Source organism: Polaribacter butkevichii (assembly GCF_038024105.1).
GTDB lineage: Bacteria > Bacteroidota > Bacteroidia > Flavobacteriales > Flavobacteriaceae > Polaribacter > Polaribacter butkevichii.
This window is the reverse complement of the sequence record NZ_CP150661.1, coordinates 3,810,657-3,830,264: the sequence shown is the minus strand read 5'-3', so window position 1 is coordinate 3,830,264 and position 19,608 is coordinate 3,810,657. Positions and strand designations below refer to the sequence as shown.

Here is a 19,608-nt window from a genome sequence, read left to right as displayed (position 1 = left end):
ATATGTTTATTTTTTGAAAAGAAAAAGCCAAAGAAATTCATTCTTTGGCTTTTAAATCAATAATTATGGTAACTTTTAAAACATAGGTACATCTACAACTAACAACTTACTTGAACTATTTGCCTTAATAGAAATATTTTTTGCATCTGTAATTCCTATAGCATCTCTTTTTTCTAGAATCTCGTCTGCTACAATAACTTCTCCTTCAATTAAGAAAAAATAGACTCCTTTTTTTGGTTGATATGTAATTTCTGAATCTTTATCTAAATCTACCAAAGAAATATAACCTTGCTGGTTTATAGGTAAAGAACCTTCTACTAGCTTGTCTTTTGGAGAAACCAAAACTTGAAATTTATCTTTTCGTTCTGCTTCATCAAACATTTTTTGATTGTAATATGGTGTTACATTTTCTGCTTCAGGAATAATCCAAAGTTGTAAAAAATTAACTTCATCTGTTTTACTATCATTAAATTCTGAATGCGTTAAACCGGTTCCGGCACTCATTACTTGTACTTCTCCAACTTCTATTGAGCGTTTATTATCCATACTATCTTTGTGAGATAAGCTTCCTGAAATGGGTATAGAAATGATTTCCATATTTTTATGAGGATGTGTGCCAAACCCCATTTTTGGTTGTACAACATCATCGTTTAAAACACGTAACATACCAAAATTCATTCTTTCTGGATTTTGATAATTTGCAAAGCTAAATGTGTGATGAGATTTTAACCAACCATGGTTTGCATATCCTCTTGTTGCTGATTTGTGAAGTATTTTTTTCATAATTTTATTTTTAAAAAACCTTAAAGTATCTTGTTATTATCTGTTGTTTTTTTTTGCGTTAGGGATTGAAACGGCATCCTTTTTTCTGTCAGTTCGAGTAAATTTTGAAGAATGAAAAATTTGTATCGAGAACAGAAGAAAAAAGATATAGTGTAAAGCCCGACCTTTTTAGGGAACGCCCTAATATAAATTCCCTATTTTACCTTGATTAAAATAGCAAATTACTACTAAAATATCTCCCACTAACACATACATAAAGGTTAATGGTTTTCTGGAATATTAATTTCTAGCTATTTTAAATATTTTCCATGGAAAATATAAGTGTAATTTTTTTTAGCGTAATTTATCTAACAAATTACTTAATGTTAAAGCTTCTTCATCGGTAAGATTATCTAAAAAAGACAACGTTTTATTTTCATCGATATTTGTTAATAATTCTAAACCCAACTTTGTTATTCTAACATATACGACTCTTCTGTCTTCTTCGCAACGCTCTCTTTCAATTAAGTTTTTATCGTAGAGCTTATCCATTAAACGTGTTGCATTTGGCGCTCTTTCTATCATTCTATCTTTTACTATCTGTACTTTAATTCTGTCTTTTGCACCACGTAAAATTCTAAGAATGTTATACTGTTGTGGCGAAATAGCATACGGTTTAAAGAACTCATTTTCTCTACTGCTAATCCAATTTGCCGTGTATTTTATATTGATAAAAGCTTTTAATTTATTGCTTTTAAACGTAGATTTTATGTCTTTAGAAATATCTCCCATGTATTCAGTATTTAGTAATCAGTAATCAGTAATCAGTAATCAGTAATCAGTAATCAGTAATCAGTAATCAGTAATCAGTAATCAGTAATCAGTAATCAGTAATCAGTAATCAGTAATCAGTAATCAGTAATCAGTAATCAGTAATCAGTAATCAGTAATCAGTAATCAGTAATCAGTAATCGAAAATTAAAAAAATTAATTGAAATAATTGATTTTATAATAAACTTATTAACTCAAAAAAATATTTTTTTTCACTTTTCACTTTTCACTTTTCACTCTTTATTCTCTTTTCTTAATCCCAAAATAAAAACTTACGCTCTTAAATTTAAATCTTGCATAATTTTATTAAACTCTTCCGTTGTTGGTGTTAAATAGACTTTATCATCTACAAACAATGTTGGAAATTTAGCTACGCCACCATACAATTCTTTGCTGTGTTCTCTTGCTTCTGCATCTTTAGAAATGTCTTTGTAAACATAAGGTTCATCGGTTGAGTTTAAGAAATTTTTAAAAGCAACGGTGTATGCATGTCCTTGTTTACCGTATAATACAATCTTCATTTTTATGAATTTACAGATTCTTCAAATTGACTTACTTGTAATTTTAAAGCCGTTAAAAGTTCTTCATTTACAATTTTACCTTCTTTAAAATTATCATAGAAACTTGGTAACGAAAAAGAGATTAATTCTTTTGCGCCTTGTCTCGGAAATCTAGAAATTGCAGTTTCTAAAACTGATTGTCCGCCTCTAGCTCCTGGCGACGTTGCCATTAATAATAAGGGTTTGTCTCTAAAAACGCTTGCTTCTACTCTAGAACTCCAATCAAAAATATTTTTAAAAGCCGCTGCATAAGAACCATTATGTTCTGCTAAAGAAAGTATAAAACCATCGTAATTGTCTAGTAATGCAGAAAACTTTATTGCATCTTCTGGAAAACCATTTTTCTCTTCGTCTTCACTATAAATTGGCAATGTAAAATCTCTTAAATCGATGATATCAAATTCAGTCTCTTTTAAATTTTCTGCTGCAAAAGTTGCTAATTTTTTATTGATAGAAGTAGAACTTGTACTTCCTGCAAATGCTAATATTTTTTTCATAATTATTTTGTTTTATTTTGCTAATTTGTTCTCGATACAATTTTTCAAAAAAAGAAAAATCACTCGAACTGACAGACCTTGAATAGAGATACTGCAAACTGATTTATTGAATATTACTAACAATTTCAGTTTCTCCTTTTATCATTTTTGCAACAGGACATTTGCCTGCAAATACTAATAATTTCTTTCTTTGTTCTTCTGTTATTTCTTTTTCAAAGGATATTTCTTCGGTTAAGTATTTGCCACTTTCATCTTGTTGTTGCGTAACAGTTACTGTTATTTCTCCAATATCCCAACCTCTTCTTTCTGCATACGTTCTTAACGTCATAGCAACACAACCGCCAATTGCCGTTAATAAAAATTCTACCGGTGTTGCGCCACTATCATCACCTCCAGCAGCAACAGATTGATCCATTGTTAAAAAGTGATTTCTTGTTTTTGCTTCGGCTAAATAGTTTCTGTTTGTTAAAACTACTTCAGATTTTTTAAGCTCTGCCATTTGTTATTTTCTTATGAGTAATATAAGAGGTAATTAAAAAAACCATGGCTGCTATAGCTGCACCTTGTTCTCCATCATTAATCATAATATGTGCAAAAAAAGCAAAAATAAATGCAAAGAAAAAACCTGCATATGCCCACTCTTTTATCGTTTTATTAGCTACAAACCACAACGCTACTAAACCTAATAATTTTGCTATTGCATACGGATAAATAATATACGTTGGATAGCCGAAATTGGTAAACATACCTGCTACTGCTTCGTGATTAAAAATATACATACCGGCAGAAAAAAGCATGATTAATGTTAATAACCCCGTAGAAATGAAATATATAATTTTTGTAGTTTTCATCTTAATTAGTTTTAAATTCTATGCAAAGTTACATATTAAAAAACTATTTACCAAGGAAAATAAATCCAAGGAAATATTTTTAAATAAAAACACCTATTTTATTACCAGAATGATTAAAAAAAATTAATCATTGCCATATACAAGGTCTATAAATTCTGAATTTTCTAATTTTCCAAAATAGTCAGAAATAGTTATTTGACGTAACTTCTTGGTAATTTCATTTTTATCATAAGGAACTCCTATTAACAAATTTTCAAGATGAACAACGGGTTGCCTACCAAAGAAGTCTCCATAAATTTTAAAGTCAGAAATATGCCCTTTTTCAACAAAAATACGCAGATCTATCTCTCCTATTGAAAATCGTTTGTTACGTTGAATATTAAACTTTGGCGAGTTTCCAAAATTCCAATCCCACAAATCGTATTTTGCTTCTTTTAATTCTTTTACAGCTTTCCATTCGTCTTCGGTTAATTTATGAATTTCAAAATCTTCCTTAGCTTCATACAACCCCGTTAGTAATTGCTTTTTAAAATGATCCATTGTAATTGGTTCTTTTAAAAATTCACTAATATTTGCTACACGACTTCTAACCGATTTATGTCCTTTTGATTGAATTTTACTCATTTTTACATGAAGTGCTTTTCCTACTTCGCTCATATCTGTATCGAACAATAAAGTACCATGACTAATCATTCTTTTTCCTGTAGAGAATTGGGCTGTTCCAGAAATTTTCTTTTCATCAACCAAAATATCATTTCTACCTTTTAACTCGGCAGTAACCCCCAACTCATTTAAAACACGAATTACAGGTTCTGTAAACTTTTTAAAATTACTGATACTTTTTCCGTCGTGATTGGTTATAAAACTAAAGTTTAAATTACCTAAATCATGATAGACTGCTCCTCCGCCAGAAATACGCCTCACTACTTTTATATCATTTTGATCTACATATTCTTGGTTAATTTCTTCTAAAGTATTTTGATTACGACCAATAATTATAGATGGCGCATTAATATAAAATAATAAATAATCTGTTGAAGCATCAAAATTTCTTAATGCATATTCTTCTAATGCTAAGTTTAGTTTAGGATTTGTACACCCCTCATTATCAATAAAAATCATAGGTTATATCTATTAATTGTAGCTAACAAATATAAAGATATTCTAATCCTGTTTTAAGTATTTAAACCTAAAATAAAAGCATAAAATGGCTATTTAAAAAAGTTAGAAATAGCTTTTTTAAATATGAATTGGCAAACAAGTTTAGCCCCGATTGAATGGCATGTTTGAGCTCTTTTTTGTTTTATTAACAAAAAAAGCGAGTAATGAAAGCGGGAAATAGCTACAAAAACTATTAATTATTCTTTAAAGAATCTAATTGCTTTTGAAGTTTTTCTATTTCCATTCGTTTTTTATCTTGTGCAGAAAGCAACTTAATAGAATCTAAAATTTGCTTATTTTTATCTAAATTAGAAATTAATTTTATAGAATCTAAAACTTGTTTGTTCTGTTCTAAAATAGTTTTCTCTTTTTCGAAATATAGGTTTTTTCCTTCACTGGTTCTCCAAGCTTCATTTAATTGGTTGTACACTTCCTCGTTCCAAGTACTTGGTTTTTTAGCGTTTATCCAAACTACATCTCTGTATTCGCTATCTACCAAAGCTAAATCTGGCGTAGCAGAACCATCAAATTGTTCTGGGTTATCATCACTAATTGTAGAAACGGTACCTAGAAAAAACATACGTTTTCTACCAGCTATGTTCTTAATATAAGGTCTAAATTCTACTGGAGTATTAGAACTCCAATCGTATTCTTTTTTAGATTCTTTTACTTTTAAAGGCATTGCAGAAACACCCGCATATCCTTGTTTTTTAGATGCGTGATCGTAATAATATAATTTATCGGTTCCGTCTGCAGGAATAAACACACTAAAGCTTAAACTGGTTCTTTCCATACCCACTGGCTCTAAACCAAACCAATGATACAAACCACTAAAAGCATCTGTTTTAGAGTCTGAAAAATCGAAATCGGTTACATAAGGTTGTGCATTTTGATCTTTTGGTGCCGTAGGAATCTTTACAGCACTTTCCATGTTCCAAGGCAAAGGATCTGAAAAACCTGCCAAAAACTTTAAACTTTCTGCTTGCAAACGAGATATTTTCTCTGCCAACGTATTTTGTTTTGTTAGATATGCATAGTTTTTCATTTCATCGGGTGAAATATAAGTTCCTTTTCCGATGGTAATTCTTTCTATATAATCTTTTATATCGTGTTCTCCGTTTTCAATTACCATTACACCTCCAAAACTTGGATACGGAAAAAAGAATCCTTTCCATTTAATTAAACTCACCACTTCTACCCAAGCGCCTTTATCATTTTTCATGTAATAGGTATCACTTGGCTCGTAATTAAACAGCATCCACGGGTTTAAACGTTGCACAACAGCATTGTAAGTATTTCTACTAAACTTTAAAGACTCACCAATAGAAAACGTAACTGCAATTCTATTTTCTGATGAAAAACGAGGAAAAGGAGTTGTACTCGATACTGAAAAAACTTCTTCTGTGTTGTCTTTTAATCCTTGCCAATAGTATTTTTCTGTAGGCTGAATCGCCATCGTCCATTGATTATGCCCATCCACTCTTACCAAATGAGGTAAGGAGACATCTTTGGTTTCACCTACAGATTCGTTTGCCATAGAAAAAATGTTTCTTAATGGTTGAATTCTTTCGTTTTGAGTAAGCGGTAATTCGTTAATTTCTATTTTATTTAAATCGTTAAAAACATTATAGGTTTTCATATAATCGTAGAATTTTAAATTCCAACCTACATAATATAAGATTCCGAAAAAAACGGATAAGAAAAATAAAATTCCGATTCTTTTACCCACACTTGCTGATTTTCTAAAACTTCTTACCCCTAAAAACAACACCGAAAAACATAATAAAATTATGAAAATAAATTTTCTAACAAATATTAATGCAGGCTGATAATCGTCTCTAAAAAAGAATAATAATGCCAATAATATTATAAAAAATAGAATGACTCTTTTCTTTTGCTTTGCACCTTTACTCCAATAATTTTTTAACATAATATACATCTGTCATTGCGAGACTTTTGATAAAAAGTCGTGGCAATCTGTTAATTTTTAGTTTTCATTTAAAAGATTACTTCGTCTAAAACTCCTCGTAATGACGTTTTTTATAATAACCCTTTGTCTTTCAATCGTTCTCTTGCACTTTTCTCGTTTACTTTAGGAACTTCTTTAGTTACCTCTACATCTTTAGTTTCTTTTGATTGAAAATCCTCAATAAAATCTTTTCCTTTTTCTACAACCTCATTAAACTTTTCTTCGATAGATTCTGTTTGTTCTTCTATCATTTCTGATGATTTAAAAATAGCTCCTGCAATATAAGTTCCTATCAAAGTTCCGAAAATCATAGACGCAAACAATGAAATTGTTGCATAATTTATCGGAATTAAAAATTGCACAATTAAAATTCCGAGTAGAAACAAAACAGCAATATAAACAAACCTTAAAACAAAATTTTGCTGAAACACAAATCCTTTTGTGTCTGTATCTTTCATTTGTAATTCTTTCGAATTCATTATTTTATTGAAAAATAAATAGATTTTATTTCCTCTAGATTCTCTCCAATAAATGACAACTCCCAATAAAATTGCTGCGATAAATATGATAATTTCTATGGTCATTTTTTATAGATTTCTACTGCAAGGTCTTTATTTTTTTGACTTTACAAGTTAATTGATTAACTAGTATTTTTATACCTACAAGGTTTTTAAAACCTAGCAAGATTTTAAACTTATTTTTCTTATTATAAAGATACAATTTTCAAACTTTCTAATCTAAACTTCTTACTTCAATCCTCATGCTTCAAACCCTTTTAAAATTGTCTCAACAACCCAATCTTGTGTTGAATCCTCTAAAGTTTTAAAAAGCGTATAAAACTGCTCTTTATCATACCAATACAAAAATAACACATCTTTCGGAGCAATATTAACTAATAAATGCCAAATTAAATCTTGATGATTAGGTTTTAATGATGAATGTGGTTTGTGCAAGGCAATATACATTTCTTCATCAATAAGATCTTTTGGATTTGTATTTTTCGAAATTTGCTGTTTTTCTAAAAAACGTTCTAAACCCATCACTTTTTTTCTTGATGAAATATCTATTTTATTCAAATAGCTTTTAAATAAAATTCCGTCTTGTAAAATTTCTTTTATAGGATGCGCTGTTTCCTTTAAAAAGGATGAAAACATAAATTTCTGAATTCTCTTATATCTTTTTTTAGTGGTTTCCTCTTGTAAATCTAATTCTAGAACGTTATAACTCAATAATTTTTCAATCATTTCTGAGTGAGAAATATGATACATCAAAACATCGTATGTTGTATCTTTTATCGCTTCTTTATAAGTTGCTTCATTCTCGAAAATAAGCACAGGTGTTACCAAATCTCTTAATAAATAAATACCCCCAAAAGCTTTTGTATAAAAAGAATCTGTGGTAAAAATAATTTCTTCTATCGTTAGATTTCTTTCTCTTAAATCTCCATATTTTTTAGCCGAACGTATCAGTTCTTTATGAATCTCTTCATCAATAAAATTATATTCATAATTAAATTGCTCTATTAACTTTAATTGGTCTTCCTTGGCTTTATTTAAATTATCAATTAAATGAAATCTAATGATAATATCTTTATATCGTAAAACATCTAAAGGCTCGTAAAAAGCATCTATTTTTTGATCAAACTCAATACAAATTGCAGAATCTCTTGTAATCTCATTGATGGTTTTTTCGTGATGTTTAAACACCAATTTCATCAATTCTCTATCAAAAGAATTAAACGGATTGTAAACCGGTAATCCTTTTTGCTTTGGCGTAATAATTATTGCGTGCGTATTTGCCTCTCCATTATTTAGATAAAAAGGCTCTCCTTTTTCTTCGGCTATTTCTGGACTCCAACCTACTCCATCAATAGAAAAAGAAGTCAATTTAGTTTTTGTAAACCCTAGTTTTACCAAACATTTATTATAACGCTCTACCAATTTTCCACTCACGGAAATTGACTCACTTCTATATAAATTGGATTGTATTAATTTTTGCATTTTTTCTTTTTGTCATGCCCGTAAAAACAGGAACCTATTTTAATTATTATGGATTCCTGCCTACGCAGGAATGACAGATTTATTCTACTAATTTATGAATAATAGCATATTGCAATAATACAATAGTTCTTGTATCTACAATTTCTCCTTCATTTAACATTCTTACTGCTTCTGTAAACGGAATTTCTAAAATTTCAATATCTTCTGTTTCACTTTCTAAACCGCCACCTTCACTCACTTTCATATCGTCTGTATATTCGCCAATAAAAAAGTGCATTTTTTCTGTTAAAACTCCTGGTGATGAATATCCTTCGTAAATCTTTTTTACCGATTTTAAACGAATTCCAACTTCTTCTTCAGTTTCTCTAATGATGCATTGCTCCGGATTATCTGCATCTAATAAACCTGCAGGAATTTCAATTATAAAACCGTCTTTATTATCATGTAAAAAAGTAGGCAATCTAAATTGTTTGATTAAAACCACTGTTTTTTTTGTGGTATTGTATAACAAAATACCAGCTCCATGTCCACGTTCATACACTTCTCTCATTTGATGTACCCAACTTCCGTTAGACATTAGATATTTAAAATTGAATTTATTTAACGTGTAATAATTGTTGGACAGTAATGTCTTTTCGATATCTTTTATTCGCTTGTTACTCATTATCAAATGTTTTTCTAGCTTCTAAATCAATATTCATTTGGTTGACTCTTGCATCTACTTTTCTCTTAAAATCTGTGTCTGCAATGGTAGCAACATTATCTAAGTAACGCACCACTTCTTGTCTTCTAACCTCAGAGAAGTTTAAACCTTTCATATTGCTTTTCATTAATTCTTGCAACATGTTAAACTTTGTTTGATAGTCTTTTTTGAAATACGTTTCAGGATTTTCGAACCAATCTTGTTCTAAATCGAAATCTGTTAATCGCAACGATATTGCAGACTGAATATTACGCACATCTCTTGATGAAAAGAATGGAAATATTTTCTGAATTTCTTTATATAAAATCGCAAAGAATAAATGCTCATTAGATCTATGGTTTTTCTCTGCTCTATCATATGCTTCTAAAACTCTTTCTTCGGACGGTTTTTCTACAGAACTCAAAATTTCTCCCATACTTTTCGCCAATCCTTGATCTTTTAAAAACTCATAATTAGACGGGGTTTGCATGTTTACAAAGTCGGGCATGGTTTTTTCAAACTTTTTCCACCAAATATAATCCTGATCTAAAAAATCGTGTTCTGTTCTTGCTCCATCAATTTTAAACCTTCCTTGTACACGAGAAATAACCGCTTTGTCTAGCATTTCTGGCAAATTGGTAAATAAACCGATAGAAGAATTTCCATAATTTACCGCATAAGCGCCTTCTGTGTATCTTAAGAAAACTCCAATAACTTCTTTAACTCCGGCAGAAACGCCTTGTGTAGTTCTTTCTTGCAAGTTGTTTTCTGCATCATCTATAGGTGCAAAAATTAATTTTGTTGGGTCTTGCATGGGTTTCATCCATTCTACCATTTTTTCTGCAGAACCTCCTTGAAAAGTAGAAATCAACGTATCTGGCATTGGATGAAATAAAAACGGAATGTCTAAATGATCTGCGTGCTCTTTCAGCCGTGTAGCAATCGCTGCAATTAACATCGATTTTCCTGTTCCTGGAATTCCGTATCCCATAAAAACTGGCATAAAACCACCCAATTCTTGAAACGGATTTTTCTTTGCCTCAAAATCGTAACTCAACATTCTTTCTGTTAATCTACGTGCAAAATGTTTGGCGTCTTTATTACCAACAATTTGCTCGAACTGAATTTTATTAAACTCAATACTTTTTGCGGTTCCTGAAAATGCATTTTCCCAACCTGATACTGCAAAATCAGAATTTTCTAATTTATAGGTTCTATCAACTATGGTTTCTGTATATTCTAAACTGCTTTTACGTAATTGAATTTCATCAATTAAAGCTTCAAAATAAACCATAGTAAAATCAATAACATCTTTGTCTGACTTTACTATATCTGGATGTCCTAAATATTTATCAAAATAAAATAAAGTACAGGCAATTCCTTTTAAAGGTGATAAAAGAGAGACTTCTGGAATGCCTGCAAACTTTTGCTTCATTACAGATAAATCGTCTGAAGCATGTGGTTTTAAATCGTGTAAAATTTTATACGAAATTGCAAATAATTGAAAAGCGGTTGCGGTTTGCATTTTGCTTTCAAACTCTCGTTTTCCTTGGGTATCTAATGCCGATTTTCGCTCATGTAAACTAGACAATCCCGAAGAATCATAATAATTGTCTTTAATCCAAATTCCTAAAGTCAATCCTTCTTGAACGGCGTATAAGGTCTGATTCAAATAGACAGGAATTGCAATAGAATCTGGCAATAATCTCTTTTTTAAAGCTAAAATAGTTTTAGATACAGAGGTAACTTCTACATTGCTTCCATTATTAGCTCTCGATAAATACAATAAAATTGATGCGTCTTTTGCATCTTTATCTTTATTCTTTGCTCTATTACTTTGCTCCCACTGAATACTTTTTAAATAACCAGAAGCTTCATCTCTGAGCATATCTAGTTCATTCTGTTTTATAGGAAAAGTTGAGTTATGATTCATAGTTTTTCAGTATGCAGTTGGCAGTCTTCAGTTGGCAGTTTTACGCTGCTGTTCCTATTCTGCTTATTATTTATTTTATTTTTCTTCTTTCTCTTTTTTTTATTTCACAAATTTGCTGACTGTAAACAGCCTACTGAAGATAGTTTACTTATAATTATCTAAATTTATCAGAGTTATTCATCATATAATTTAGAAGTTTACCTACTTCTTCACTTTTATTTTGTAATACAATTTTCTTTTCTTCTGAAATATAATCACATGCTAGTGCAAAATCTAACCATAACTGAGTTTCTGAATTTTCACTATCAGCATCTGATATTTTACTTTTAAAATGCTTTTCATATTGTCTTTTTCTATATCCTTCAGAAATATTAGAACAAACAGACCTACTTGAACGAACAATTTGTGAAGTCAAACTAAACAATTCAGACTTTGGAAACGTCTTTGACAAATGAAAAATTTCCATAGCCAAAGCAAATCCTTTTTTATAAGCTAATAACGTTTTAAAACTCATTTTATAATGTTTAGTCCACAGTTTACTCTGCTTATTTATATTTCTATTTTCTTATTTTTCTCCTTTTATTTTTTATCCACTAACTTGATAACTGCAAACTGCCTACTGAAGACTGCTCACTAAAGTGAACTTACTTCAATCGGAGGTTTTGCCAATTTATCTAACGTTCTTGGTGTTTGATTATGTAATAATTGAATAATTCTGTGAGGTGCAAAAACATATTTTTGTGGAATAACATCACTCCATTTTTGTAGGGTTTGTTTAGAGAAAAAACTTCCTTCTGTAAACGTATCTCCAGAAAAAACTTCGTCAATTTTTAATGATAAAGCGTACGATTCTAAAGCAATTTCTTTTTTAGCAATTCCACTTAAAATAGCATGAGTAATTTCATTTTCGTCTTTTGCAAATACATTATGAAACGGTCCTAAATCTATTCTTTTAAGATGTTTTGGCTGAATATCTGGTAATTTTCGATCGATATTGTAGGCCATTGTATCTAAAGACATTTCTCTATCAGCAGTTTCTTTTAAGACTTCATAAATTTTCTCTTTGTCTATTTTTCCATCATAATTAAAATACATATAACATATAAAAGGTCGGTTATGACTTACGTCGTAAAAACTCCAACTTGTCATATATTGATAATTCTGACCTTCTTTAGCGGTTAGAATTTTACCTTGTACAAATCTGTTAAAAATGTATTTTTTTTCTACAGAAGTATAATAAACAAAAGAAGATGCTTTAAATAAATCTAACCTTTTAATGGGTTGTTTTTTTACTAAAAGTGTGTTTAAAAATTCTGCTTTTAGAGTATCTACATCTTTTAATTTATCTAAATACTGATTTCTTAACTCTAAATCGTTGTACAAAAATCGAAATTCTAAATAATTAGGAAACCCCGAATCTGTTAAATCGACTTTCATATGATCTTCTTCGTCATACATATATTTAATACGCATGGCTTCGATAGAATATAAAAGTAAATCTGAATATTGTTTAAAAAGCAACAGTTCTTGATGTGTACATAATTTTTCTTGTTGCACACTTACAATGAGTTCTTTTAATACAAAATCTACCATTTTATGATAAAAAACATATTGTTCTTTTGAATCTAAAAGTGCAGAATCTAAAGGTGTTGTAATCATTTTTAAAATTTAAGAATATCGTTTAAAGTTTTTTTAATTACTTCAATATCTTTTAAAGGAATTTTACCTATTTTTTTATCCAACCTTGTTTTAGAAACAGAACGAACATGAAAAGTCAACACTTCTGAAGTCTTTTCTAATCCGTTTATTTCATTTGGGTTGATAATTAAATTTCCTTTATAATTTTTTATACTTGTGGTTAATGGACAAACAATTACAACCTGTAAATGTTTATTTACCATATTACCACTTATAATAACTGCTGGTCTTCTACCGCTTTGTTCACTACCTTTTGTAGGATTTAAATACAGTTCCCAAATTTCGCCTTGTTTCATTTAATTAGAATCTGCATCGTTAAGTTCTGTAAAATATTCTTGCATGCCTTCTTCTGCAATCAATAAAATATCTGGGTCCGAAGCAGCCTGCTTATAAGACTGAATATAACTCGCTTTTTCTACTTGGTCTAAATACAATTCTAAAGCATTTTCTATTAACCTATTTTTAGGAAGTTTTAACTCTTTTGCCAATACAGATAATTTTTCTAAAAGACTATCCGGTAAAGAAGATGTGAATGTTGCCATTTTATATTTATTTTTTACAAATATAATATATATTTATTATTTACACATATTGATTAAAAAAATAAACACCTCTAAATTAATAAATTAGCGACTAAACAAGCCTGCGTTAAGGATTGAAATGGCATCCTTTTTTGAGGAACGAAAAAAAAGATATAATGAAAAGCCTGACCCCAATTTTTCATTGGGGTAACGCCCAAAATAATATTTATTATAACTAACAGATTGCTTCGTCATCCTTCCTCGCAATGACGTTAACTTAACAAATCGTCATTAGAAGTATCTGTTTTTGGTTTTGCTGCAGGAGCATCCGTTCCTTTTGGTGCAGTTGCATCTGCTTTGTAATAGTCTTCGAAAATCTCTTTCATGTCTATTCCGTAACGGTCTGCAAAATTCTTTTGAATATCTACATCTTTCTCTCTAATTTCGTGCAAAGCCTCTGCGTAAGAGCTATAAACACCGGTCATCACTTTTTCGTGAACCGGAATATTATCCATCATTTCTTGACGTGCTCTAGCACTTGCAGAATGCATAGATGCTAAAGTTTCTCCGATATGCTCATCTGTTTTTACACCTAAATGCTCTAAAATGGCCGCAAATTCTTGATCTGTTCTTGCTTTTAACGCCACCACATAACCATCATAATACTTTAATCTTTCTTCAGTATCCGACTTTAATTTTGCTCTATGCGTTTGTAAATTAGAACGCAAAGAAGTTAATACTTTAATGGTTAAATTGTGTTTATGCACAAAACTATCTTTACTGGCAGCTAAGGTTGTGTAGGCGTTTTTAAGACCTTCTAACTCTTCTACTTTTTGCTCAATAGCAGTCATTTTACCAATTGCTTCTGAATAAGCAGTAGATTGTTTGTCTACAATTTCTTCTAATTCTTGTCGAGATTGTTTTAATAAAGCATACTGCTCTTCTAATTGCGCTTCTACTTCTTTCTTTTTTGCTAAAGCCTTTGTATGATTTTTAGAAGCCTCTACAATGGCTTCTTTTAACTTTTCTTCTACTTCTTTTATTTCTACCTCTCTATTTTTTAAACGCGTAACTGCTGCTTGAGATTTGTAGGAAAGCTCACTTAATAGCGTTTGAATATCGGCACTTTCTATACGTTGCTGAAACAGTGCTTTTGCTTTATTATCTGCACCTGCACGTACTTTTTCTGCGGCTGCAAACTCTGCTTCTTCTTTTTTAATTTTAGATTTTCTTCCCCATAAATTGTTCCACCAAGTGTCTGCTTTATTTTGGGCATCTTCTAATTCTATTCTTGCTCTTTCTAATGCTTTTTGAGCATCGTCTATAACTTTTTGTTCGTCTGAATTTAAAGCTGAAAATTTTTCGAACATAATACCAACTTCGTCTTGGTAATCTGTTAAGTCTTTAATAGCATCTAAAAGCGTGGTTCTGTCTTTTTCTGCCATGTGCACAACATCATCTAAGGTTGCGTTTAAAATTTTTTGACGCGATTCGGGGTCGTCTTCTTGTGCCAATTTAGATTTCATGGTGTCAATCGCTTTCCCCCAGTTTACATCTACTTTTTCAGTTTTTTTGTTTGCACTAGTTTCTAGTAAATCAAAATCATCAGACATAGTTCTTTTTTGTTTTTTTTAAGTTGAACAATTTTTAGACAAGCAATTTCGTTAAAAATTTTGAAATAAAAACAATATCGCCTCTAAATATATGTAGCTCAGATTCTTTATTTGTTACAACACAAAGAATATTTATTATTTATTGATGGATGACCCCTCTGTTTTTCTAATTAAATTCATAGAGGTTATTGAACATGATTCATAAAAAAACCGAAACTAATTAGTTTCGGTTTTTATTTTTATAAATTTTTTAGTTTGTCTCCAAAAAGTAACAACAGTATAATTGGTATTCCTAAAGATATTACCAAAAGTTTATTTGTAATAAATAAAGAGGGATGCAATAAAAGTGTTACCACAAATCCACCAATTGCGCCACCTAAATGTGCCGAATGCCCCACATTACCAACTTGCTTTTTCATCCCGTAAATAGAGTATAAAAGATAGCCTACACCAAAAATATAACCCGGAATTGGTATCGGAATAAAAAACAAATACAACTCCATTGCTGGATATAAAAGTATCGATGCATACACAATACCAGAAACGGCTCCAGAAGCACCAACGGCACTATAATAAGGTTCCTTTTTATGATAATATAATGAATATAGACTCCCTGCTAATAAACTACCAAAATAGATAATTAAAAAATAAGTCATACCTAAAAAACCTGCAACAATATCTCCAAAAAGATATAATGCATACATATTAAAACCTAGGTGCATCCAATCTACATGCAAAAAACCAGAGGTTATTGTTCTTAATTTTTCACCAGCTAAAACTTTACCTACTTGAAACTTATATTTATCTAAAAAAGAATAATCTTTAAACCCTTTCATAGAAACCAAAACATTGGCTATTATAAGAATTAAAACTGCTTGATTTATATTGTTCATCATAAAACAAACATACTAAAATCTGATTTACTAATACTACTACAGTTTAAATTTATATACGATATTTGCAATACCAAAAAGTACTGTATGCAATTTATCATTTTTACACTTATATATCCTTTTATTTGGTTATTTTCTAAACTACCAATGAGGGTTTTGTATTTTATTTCTGATGGCTTATTTTTACTAAACTATTACATTATTGGCTATCGAAAAAAAGTAGTTTTAGAAAACTTAAGATTGGCTTTTCCTGAAAAAAGTGACGAAGAAATAACTAAAATTAGCAAAGGTTTTTTTAAACATTTAACTGATTTTTTAGTAGAAACAATGAAATCTTTTACCATTTCTGAAAAAGAAATTTCTAAGAGAATGAAATACAAAAACATTTCTCTACTAAAAAAACTTTCTGAAAATGGAAAAAGTATTGCTTTGGTAGGGATACATCAAGGAAATTGGGAATGGCTAACAGGCTTACCTCTAAAAATTAAAGATCCTGCATTTTTTGCTGCGTATACCAAAGTAGAAAATAAGCATTTTGAAAAAGTGGTTAAAATGTCGCGTTCTAAATTTGGAGGAACCTTGTACAGATCTACAGATACCATAAGACAAATTCACAGAAATTTTGTCAATAAAAAACAAGGAATTTATATTCTATTAAGTGATCAATCTCCACAGATGAGTAAGGCTCATTATTGGGCGCCGTTTATGGGGATTAAAGTTCCTGTACATACTGGTGCAGAAGCGCTTTCTAAAAGGTATGATATGAGTTTTGTTTATTGGACCTCTAGAAGAGTAAAAAGAGGGCATTATGAGGTAGAATTTGAATTGGTTACAGAAACACCAAAAGATTACAAAGACTACGAACTTACTGATAAATTTTTAGAAATAACAGAAAGAAATATTAGAAACCAACCTGAAGTATATTTATGGTCTCACAAACGTTTTAAACATAGAAATAAAGTACCAAAAGAGTTTTTATAAACCTTTTGATACTTTATTTTGTTTTAATTTTTAAAGATTAAACCTTCCTCCAATAAGAATATTTCTCTGAAAAAAAGTAAAACTTTGAGTAGCTCCATCAGTTGGATCTATAGTAGTTCTTACATCTGGCATATTGATATACCCAAATTTTAAATCAGATTGAATGAAGAAGTATTTAAAGAATGTTAAATCAAGTCCTACTACAGCTGATGCTCCCCAACCTGCAATATGAAACTCATCGTGTCTTTCTTTATTTAATAAAGTTACGTCTGTTCTTGGATATAAAATACCTGCTCCAAAACCTTCTGTAAGGTTTATTTGAAAGTTCTTATGATTGATACCAAAGTAATGACCAATTTCATCAAATCTTCTAAACTCTACATTTACATAGTTTAAACCGTCTGTATGTTCTAATTTTAAAAAATCTTCAGCCAACACAATGTCGTCATTATTATAAACGCCGTCATAACTTGTACCCTCATTAATTTCTCCATCAATTTTTACGGTTTGGTTTGGTACCATAACATATTTCATGTGGTCTACACCAATAGAAATTGTATAATTTTCCTTTAAGAAATATCCTATTCTATAATTGTTTTGAGGAATGGTAATTCTTCCTGGATTAAAATAATCATTAAAACTAAACGGAGTTTGCCTGTCTTTGGCTTTTACATCATGTAGGGTAAAATCGTAATTTTTCCCAGTAAAATGTATATCAGAATTAGAGTAATTAGCTCTGTTCCATCCCCAATAAAGAAAGAATTTCCCTTTATTGGTTATTTTTTCTGCTTTTTTTAAATCTTTTGTATCATTTTCTTGAGAAAAAGTACAAATTGTCATCAATAAGGATAAACCTACTATTACTTTTGTTTTCAAAACGTTACGCTATTATTTCTTTAATTTCGTTGATAAATCTTACTGCTAAATCGTCTGCTGCTTGTTGCGATTTAGCTTCTGTATAAATTCTAATAATTGGCTCTGTATTCGATTTTCTTAAATGAATCCATTCTTCTGCAAAGTCAATTTTTACACCATCTATTGTATTTACATCTTCATTAGAATAAGTAGAAGCCATGGTTTCTAAAATCTTGTCAACATCTATTTCTGGTGTTAACTGAATTTTATTTTTACTCATAAAATAACTTGGATACGAATCTCTTAATTCTTTACAAGACATTTTTTTATTAGCTAAGTGTGATAAAAATAAAGCAACACCTACTAGAGAATCTCTACCATAATGAGATGCAGGATAAATGATTCCTCCATTTCCTTCTCCACCAATTACAGTATTGGTTTCTTTCATTTTGATCACCACATTTACTTCACCTACTGCAGATGCAGTATACGTTCCGCCATGTTTTTCTGTAACATCTCTTAAGGCTCTAGAAGATGATAAATTAGAAACAGTATTTCCACCACCTAATTTCCCTAAAACATAATCTGCACAAGCAACTAATGTATATTCTTCTCCAAACATAGAACCATCTTCAGAAATTAAAGCCAAACGATCTACATCTGGATCTACTACAATTCCAAAATCTGCTTTCTTTTTTACTACTAGTTCTGAAATATCAGTTAAATGTTCTTTTAAAGGCTCTGGGTTGTGAGGAAACTCACCGTTTGGTGTACAATATAATTCGATACATTTTACACCTAATTCTTTTAATAAAGCAGGAATAAAAATTCCACCTGTAGAGTTTACACCATCTACAACTACTTTAAATTTTGCTTTTTTAATGGCTTTTACATCCACTAAATCTAGCTTTAAAACTTCTTTAATATGCTTTTTTAAGTATTTTTTATTCTTTTTATAAGAACCTAAATCATCTACTTCTGCAAATGAAAAATCTTCACTTTCTGCTAAAGCTAAAATTTGTTCTCCTTCTTCTCCGTTTAAAAACTCTCCTTTTTCATTTAATAATTTTAAAGCATTCCATTGTTTAGGATTGTGAGATGCTGTTAAAATAATTCCTCCATCTGCATTTTCTAAAGGTACTGCCACTTCTACGGTTGGGGTTGTAGATAATCCTAAATCGATTACATCGATACCTAAACCTACCAAAGTATTTGCTACTAAACTAGATATCATTTTACCAGAAATACGAGCATCTCTACCAACTACTACTTTTATATTTTTTTTGTTAGCGTTTCTTGCTTTAATAAATGCTCCGTAAGCAGATGCAAATTTTACAGCGTCTATTGGTGTTAAGTTATCGGCAGTTTTACCACCAATTGTTCCTCTAATTCCTGAAATTGATTTTATTAATGTCATAATTTATATTGTCTTTTTTAGCAGGACAAATATAATTCTATTAAGTGATAAAATAAATTAGTGAGCTGTTAATTTTGATATTGTAACGTATTGATAACTAGCTAGCGTTAGGGATTGAAACGGCATCCTTTTTATAGCGCTTTTTAACAAGCGTTATTGCGAGGAACGAAGCAATCTATTAATTATGAGATTCCCACAGTTTACAAAAAATAAAACTTCGCAATGACAGCTATAAAAAGATATAGTGGAAAGCCCGACCTTTTTAGGGAACGTCCTAAATGAGTATTCAGTGTTTAGTGTTTAGTGTTTAGTGTTCAAAAATTAAAATTTTTGAATACTGATACCTACAAAGTTTGTAGAAACTTTAAGGCACAAAAAAAAGCC

General features: G+C 30.2%; 21 protein-coding genes. 1 reads left to right on the top strand and 20 read right to left on the bottom strand.

Annotated elements, in window-relative coordinates; all coding sequences use genetic code 11:
* Positions 1-75: 75 nt before the first annotated feature.
* From WG951_RS16210 to WG951_RS16125, 18 genes are all read right to left on the bottom strand, one after another.
* Entirely contained in the window at positions 76-783 is a 708-nt protein-coding gene (locus WG951_RS16210) for a pirin family protein (RefSeq protein ID WP_105047976.1), read from the bottom strand.
* A 333-nt stretch (positions 784-1,116) separates the two neighbouring features.
* Positions 1,117-1,554: a MarR family winged helix-turn-helix transcriptional regulator gene (locus WG951_RS16205; RefSeq protein WP_105047975.1), complete on the bottom strand. Its 438-nt coding sequence runs from the start codon at positions 1,552-1,554 to the stop codon at positions 1,117-1,119.
* A gap of 311 nt (positions 1,555-1,865) precedes the next feature.
* Entirely contained in the window at positions 1,866-2,114 is a 249-nt protein-coding gene (locus WG951_RS16200; RefSeq protein ID WP_105047974.1) for a glutaredoxin family protein, read from the bottom strand.
* A 2-nt stretch (positions 2,115-2,116) separates the two neighbouring features.
* The gene (locus WG951_RS16195; RefSeq protein WP_105047973.1) at positions 2,117-2,650 is read right to left on the bottom strand and encodes an NADPH-dependent FMN reductase; all 534 of its coding nucleotides are present in this window, start codon (positions 2,648-2,650) and stop codon (positions 2,117-2,119) included.
* Positions 2,651-2,753: 103 nt separating this feature from the next.
* Positions 2,754-3,149: an OsmC family protein gene (locus WG951_RS16190; RefSeq protein WP_105047972.1), complete on the bottom strand. Its 396-nt coding sequence runs from the start codon at positions 3,147-3,149 to the stop codon at positions 2,754-2,756.
* Positions 3,136-3,501 carry a DoxX family protein gene (locus WG951_RS16185; RefSeq protein ID WP_105047971.1) on the bottom strand — a complete coding sequence of 122 codons (366 nt, stop codon included), beginning with the start codon at positions 3,499-3,501 and terminating at the stop codon, positions 3,136-3,138. Before WG951_RS16185 ends, WG951_RS16190 begins: the two co-directional genes overlap by 14 nt.
* A gap of 123 nt (positions 3,502-3,624) precedes the next feature.
* Positions 3,625-4,623 (bottom strand): lipoate--protein ligase, encoded by a 999-nt coding sequence (locus WG951_RS16180; protein ID WP_105047970.1) that lies wholly within the window; start codon positions 4,621-4,623, stop codon positions 3,625-3,627.
* Between the two features lie 232 nt (positions 4,624-4,855).
* Positions 4,856-6,592, bottom strand: a complete 1,737-nt coding sequence (locus WG951_RS16175) for a hypothetical protein (RefSeq protein ID WP_105047969.1) — start codon at positions 6,590-6,592, stop codon at positions 4,856-4,858.
* 110 nt (positions 6,593-6,702) lie between these two features.
* Positions 6,703-7,215, bottom strand: a complete 513-nt coding sequence (locus WG951_RS16170) for a hypothetical protein (RefSeq protein WP_105047968.1) — start codon at positions 7,213-7,215, stop codon at positions 6,703-6,705.
* Positions 7,216-7,389: 174 nt separating this feature from the next.
* Positions 7,390-8,631 carry a DUF6638 family protein gene (locus WG951_RS16165; RefSeq protein WP_105047967.1) on the bottom strand — a complete coding sequence of 414 codons (1,242 nt, stop codon included), beginning with the start codon at positions 8,629-8,631 and terminating at the stop codon, positions 7,390-7,392.
* Between the two features lie 79 nt (positions 8,632-8,710).
* Complete coding sequence (locus WG951_RS16160) at positions 8,711-9,295, bottom strand: NUDIX domain-containing protein (RefSeq protein WP_105047966.1); 585 nt, start codon at positions 9,293-9,295, stop codon at positions 8,711-8,713.
* Positions 9,288-11,246, bottom strand: coding sequence for an AAA family ATPase (locus tag WG951_RS16155; RefSeq protein ID WP_105047965.1), 1,959 nt, complete (start codon positions 11,244-11,246; stop codon positions 9,288-9,290). The genes WG951_RS16160 and WG951_RS16155 overlap by 8 nt, the downstream gene beginning before the upstream one ends.
* Before the next feature lie 154 nt (positions 11,247-11,400).
* Positions 11,401-11,760, bottom strand: a complete 360-nt coding sequence (locus WG951_RS16150; RefSeq protein WP_105047964.1) for a four helix bundle protein — start codon at positions 11,758-11,760, stop codon at positions 11,401-11,403.
* Positions 11,761-11,879: 119 nt separating this feature from the next.
* The gene (locus WG951_RS16145; protein WP_105047963.1) at positions 11,880-12,905 is read right to left on the bottom strand and encodes a hypothetical protein; all 1,026 of its coding nucleotides are present in this window, start codon (positions 12,903-12,905) and stop codon (positions 11,880-11,882) included.
* A gap of 2 nt (positions 12,906-12,907) precedes the next feature.
* Positions 12,908-13,240: a type II toxin-antitoxin system PemK/MazF family toxin gene (locus WG951_RS16140; protein WP_068449889.1), complete on the bottom strand. Its 333-nt coding sequence runs from the start codon at positions 13,238-13,240 to the stop codon at positions 12,908-12,910.
* Entirely contained in the window at positions 13,241-13,486 is a 246-nt protein-coding gene (locus tag WG951_RS16135) for a ribbon-helix-helix domain-containing protein (protein ID WP_105047962.1), read from the bottom strand. It abuts the gene before it with no gap.
* A 251-nt stretch (positions 13,487-13,737) separates the two neighbouring features.
* A complete protein-coding gene (locus WG951_RS16130; RefSeq protein WP_105047961.1) occupies positions 13,738-15,078 on the bottom strand; it encodes a microtubule-binding protein in 1,341 nt (446 codons plus the stop codon).
* 239 nt (positions 15,079-15,317) lie between these two features.
* Entirely contained in the window at positions 15,318-15,974 is a 657-nt protein-coding gene (locus tag WG951_RS16125) for a rhomboid family intramembrane serine protease (RefSeq protein WP_105047960.1), read from the bottom strand.
* Between the two features lie 84 nt (positions 15,975-16,058).
* Here WG951_RS16125 and WG951_RS16120 point away from each other — a divergent pair, with 84 nt between their 5' ends.
* Positions 16,059-16,952, top strand: coding sequence for a lysophospholipid acyltransferase family protein (locus tag WG951_RS16120; protein ID WP_105047959.1), 894 nt, complete (start codon positions 16,059-16,061; stop codon positions 16,950-16,952).
* 30 nt (positions 16,953-16,982) lie between these two features.
* On the opposite strand, the gene WG951_RS16115 is transcribed toward WG951_RS16120, so the two are convergent.
* On the bottom strand, positions 16,983-17,792 hold the full coding sequence (locus WG951_RS16115) for a hypothetical protein (protein ID WP_105047958.1): 810 nt from the start codon (positions 17,790-17,792) through the stop codon (positions 16,983-16,985).
* A gap of 40 nt (positions 17,793-17,832) precedes the next feature.
* Positions 17,833-19,224, bottom strand: a complete 1,392-nt coding sequence (gene glmM, locus WG951_RS16110) for a phosphoglucosamine mutase (protein WP_105047957.1) — start codon at positions 19,222-19,224, stop codon at positions 17,833-17,835.
* Positions 19,225-19,608 lie beyond the last annotated feature (384 nt).

What these genes read in the sequence shown, in the direction of transcription:
- WG951_RS16210 (WP_105047976.1), bottom strand. Translation starts at nt 783, where the DNA reads ATGAAAAAAATACTTCACAAATCAGCAACAAGAGGATATGCAAACCAT.
- WG951_RS16205 (WP_105047975.1), bottom strand. Translation starts at nt 1,554, where the DNA reads ATGGGAGATATTTCTAAAGACATAAAATCTACGTTTAAAAGCAATAAA.
- WG951_RS16200 (WP_105047974.1), bottom strand. Translation starts at nt 2,114, where the DNA reads ATGAAGATTGTATTATACGGTAAACAAGGACATGCATACACCGTTGCT.
- WG951_RS16195 (WP_105047973.1), bottom strand. Translation starts at nt 2,650, where the DNA reads ATGAAAAAAATATTAGCATTTGCAGGAAGTACAAGTTCTACTTCTATC.
- WG951_RS16190 (WP_105047972.1), bottom strand. Translation starts at nt 3,149, where the DNA reads ATGGCAGAGCTTAAAAAATCTGAAGTAGTTTTAACAAACAGAAACTAT.
- WG951_RS16185 (WP_105047971.1), bottom strand. Translation starts at nt 3,501, where the DNA reads ATGAAAACTACAAAAATTATATATTTCATTTCTACGGGGTTATTAACA.
- WG951_RS16180 (WP_105047970.1), bottom strand. Translation starts at nt 4,623, where the DNA reads ATGATTTTTATTGATAATGAGGGGTGTACAAATCCTAAACTAAACTTA.
- WG951_RS16175 (WP_105047969.1), bottom strand. Translation starts at nt 6,592, where the DNA reads ATGTTAAAAAATTATTGGAGTAAAGGTGCAAAGCAAAAGAAAAGAGTC.
- WG951_RS16170 (WP_105047968.1), bottom strand. Translation starts at nt 7,215, where the DNA reads ATGACCATAGAAATTATCATATTTATCGCAGCAATTTTATTGGGAGTT.
- WG951_RS16165 (WP_105047967.1), bottom strand. Translation starts at nt 8,631, where the DNA reads ATGCAAAAATTAATACAATCCAATTTATATAGAAGTGAGTCAATTTCC.
- WG951_RS16160 (WP_105047966.1), bottom strand. Translation starts at nt 9,295, where the DNA reads ATGAGTAACAAGCGAATAAAAGATATCGAAAAGACATTACTGTCCAAC.
- WG951_RS16155 (WP_105047965.1), bottom strand. Translation starts at nt 11,246, where the DNA reads ATGAATCATAACTCAACTTTTCCTATAAAACAGAATGAACTAGATATG.
- WG951_RS16150 (WP_105047964.1), bottom strand. Translation starts at nt 11,760, where the DNA reads ATGAGTTTTAAAACGTTATTAGCTTATAAAAAAGGATTTGCTTTGGCT.
- WG951_RS16145 (WP_105047963.1), bottom strand. Translation starts at nt 12,905, where the DNA reads ATGATTACAACACCTTTAGATTCTGCACTTTTAGATTCAAAAGAACAA.
- WG951_RS16140 (WP_068449889.1), bottom strand. Translation starts at nt 13,240, where the DNA reads ATGAAACAAGGCGAAATTTGGGAACTGTATTTAAATCCTACAAAAGGT.
- WG951_RS16135 (WP_105047962.1), bottom strand. Translation starts at nt 13,486, where the DNA reads ATGGCAACATTCACATCTTCTTTACCGGATAGTCTTTTAGAAAAATTA.
- WG951_RS16130 (WP_105047961.1), bottom strand. Translation starts at nt 15,078, where the DNA reads ATGTCTGATGATTTTGATTTACTAGAAACTAGTGCAAACAAAAAAACT.
- WG951_RS16125 (WP_105047960.1), bottom strand. Translation starts at nt 15,974, where the DNA reads ATGATGAACAATATAAATCAAGCAGTTTTAATTCTTATAATAGCCAAT.
- WG951_RS16120 (WP_105047959.1), top strand. Translation starts at nt 16,059, where the DNA reads ATGCAATTTATCATTTTTACACTTATATATCCTTTTATTTGGTTATTT.
- WG951_RS16115 (WP_105047958.1), bottom strand. Translation starts at nt 17,792, where the DNA reads ATGACAATTTGTACTTTTTCTCAAGAAAATGATACAAAAGATTTAAAA.
- glmM (WP_105047957.1), bottom strand. Translation starts at nt 19,224, where the DNA reads ATGACATTAATAAAATCAATTTCAGGAATTAGAGGAACAATTGGTGGT.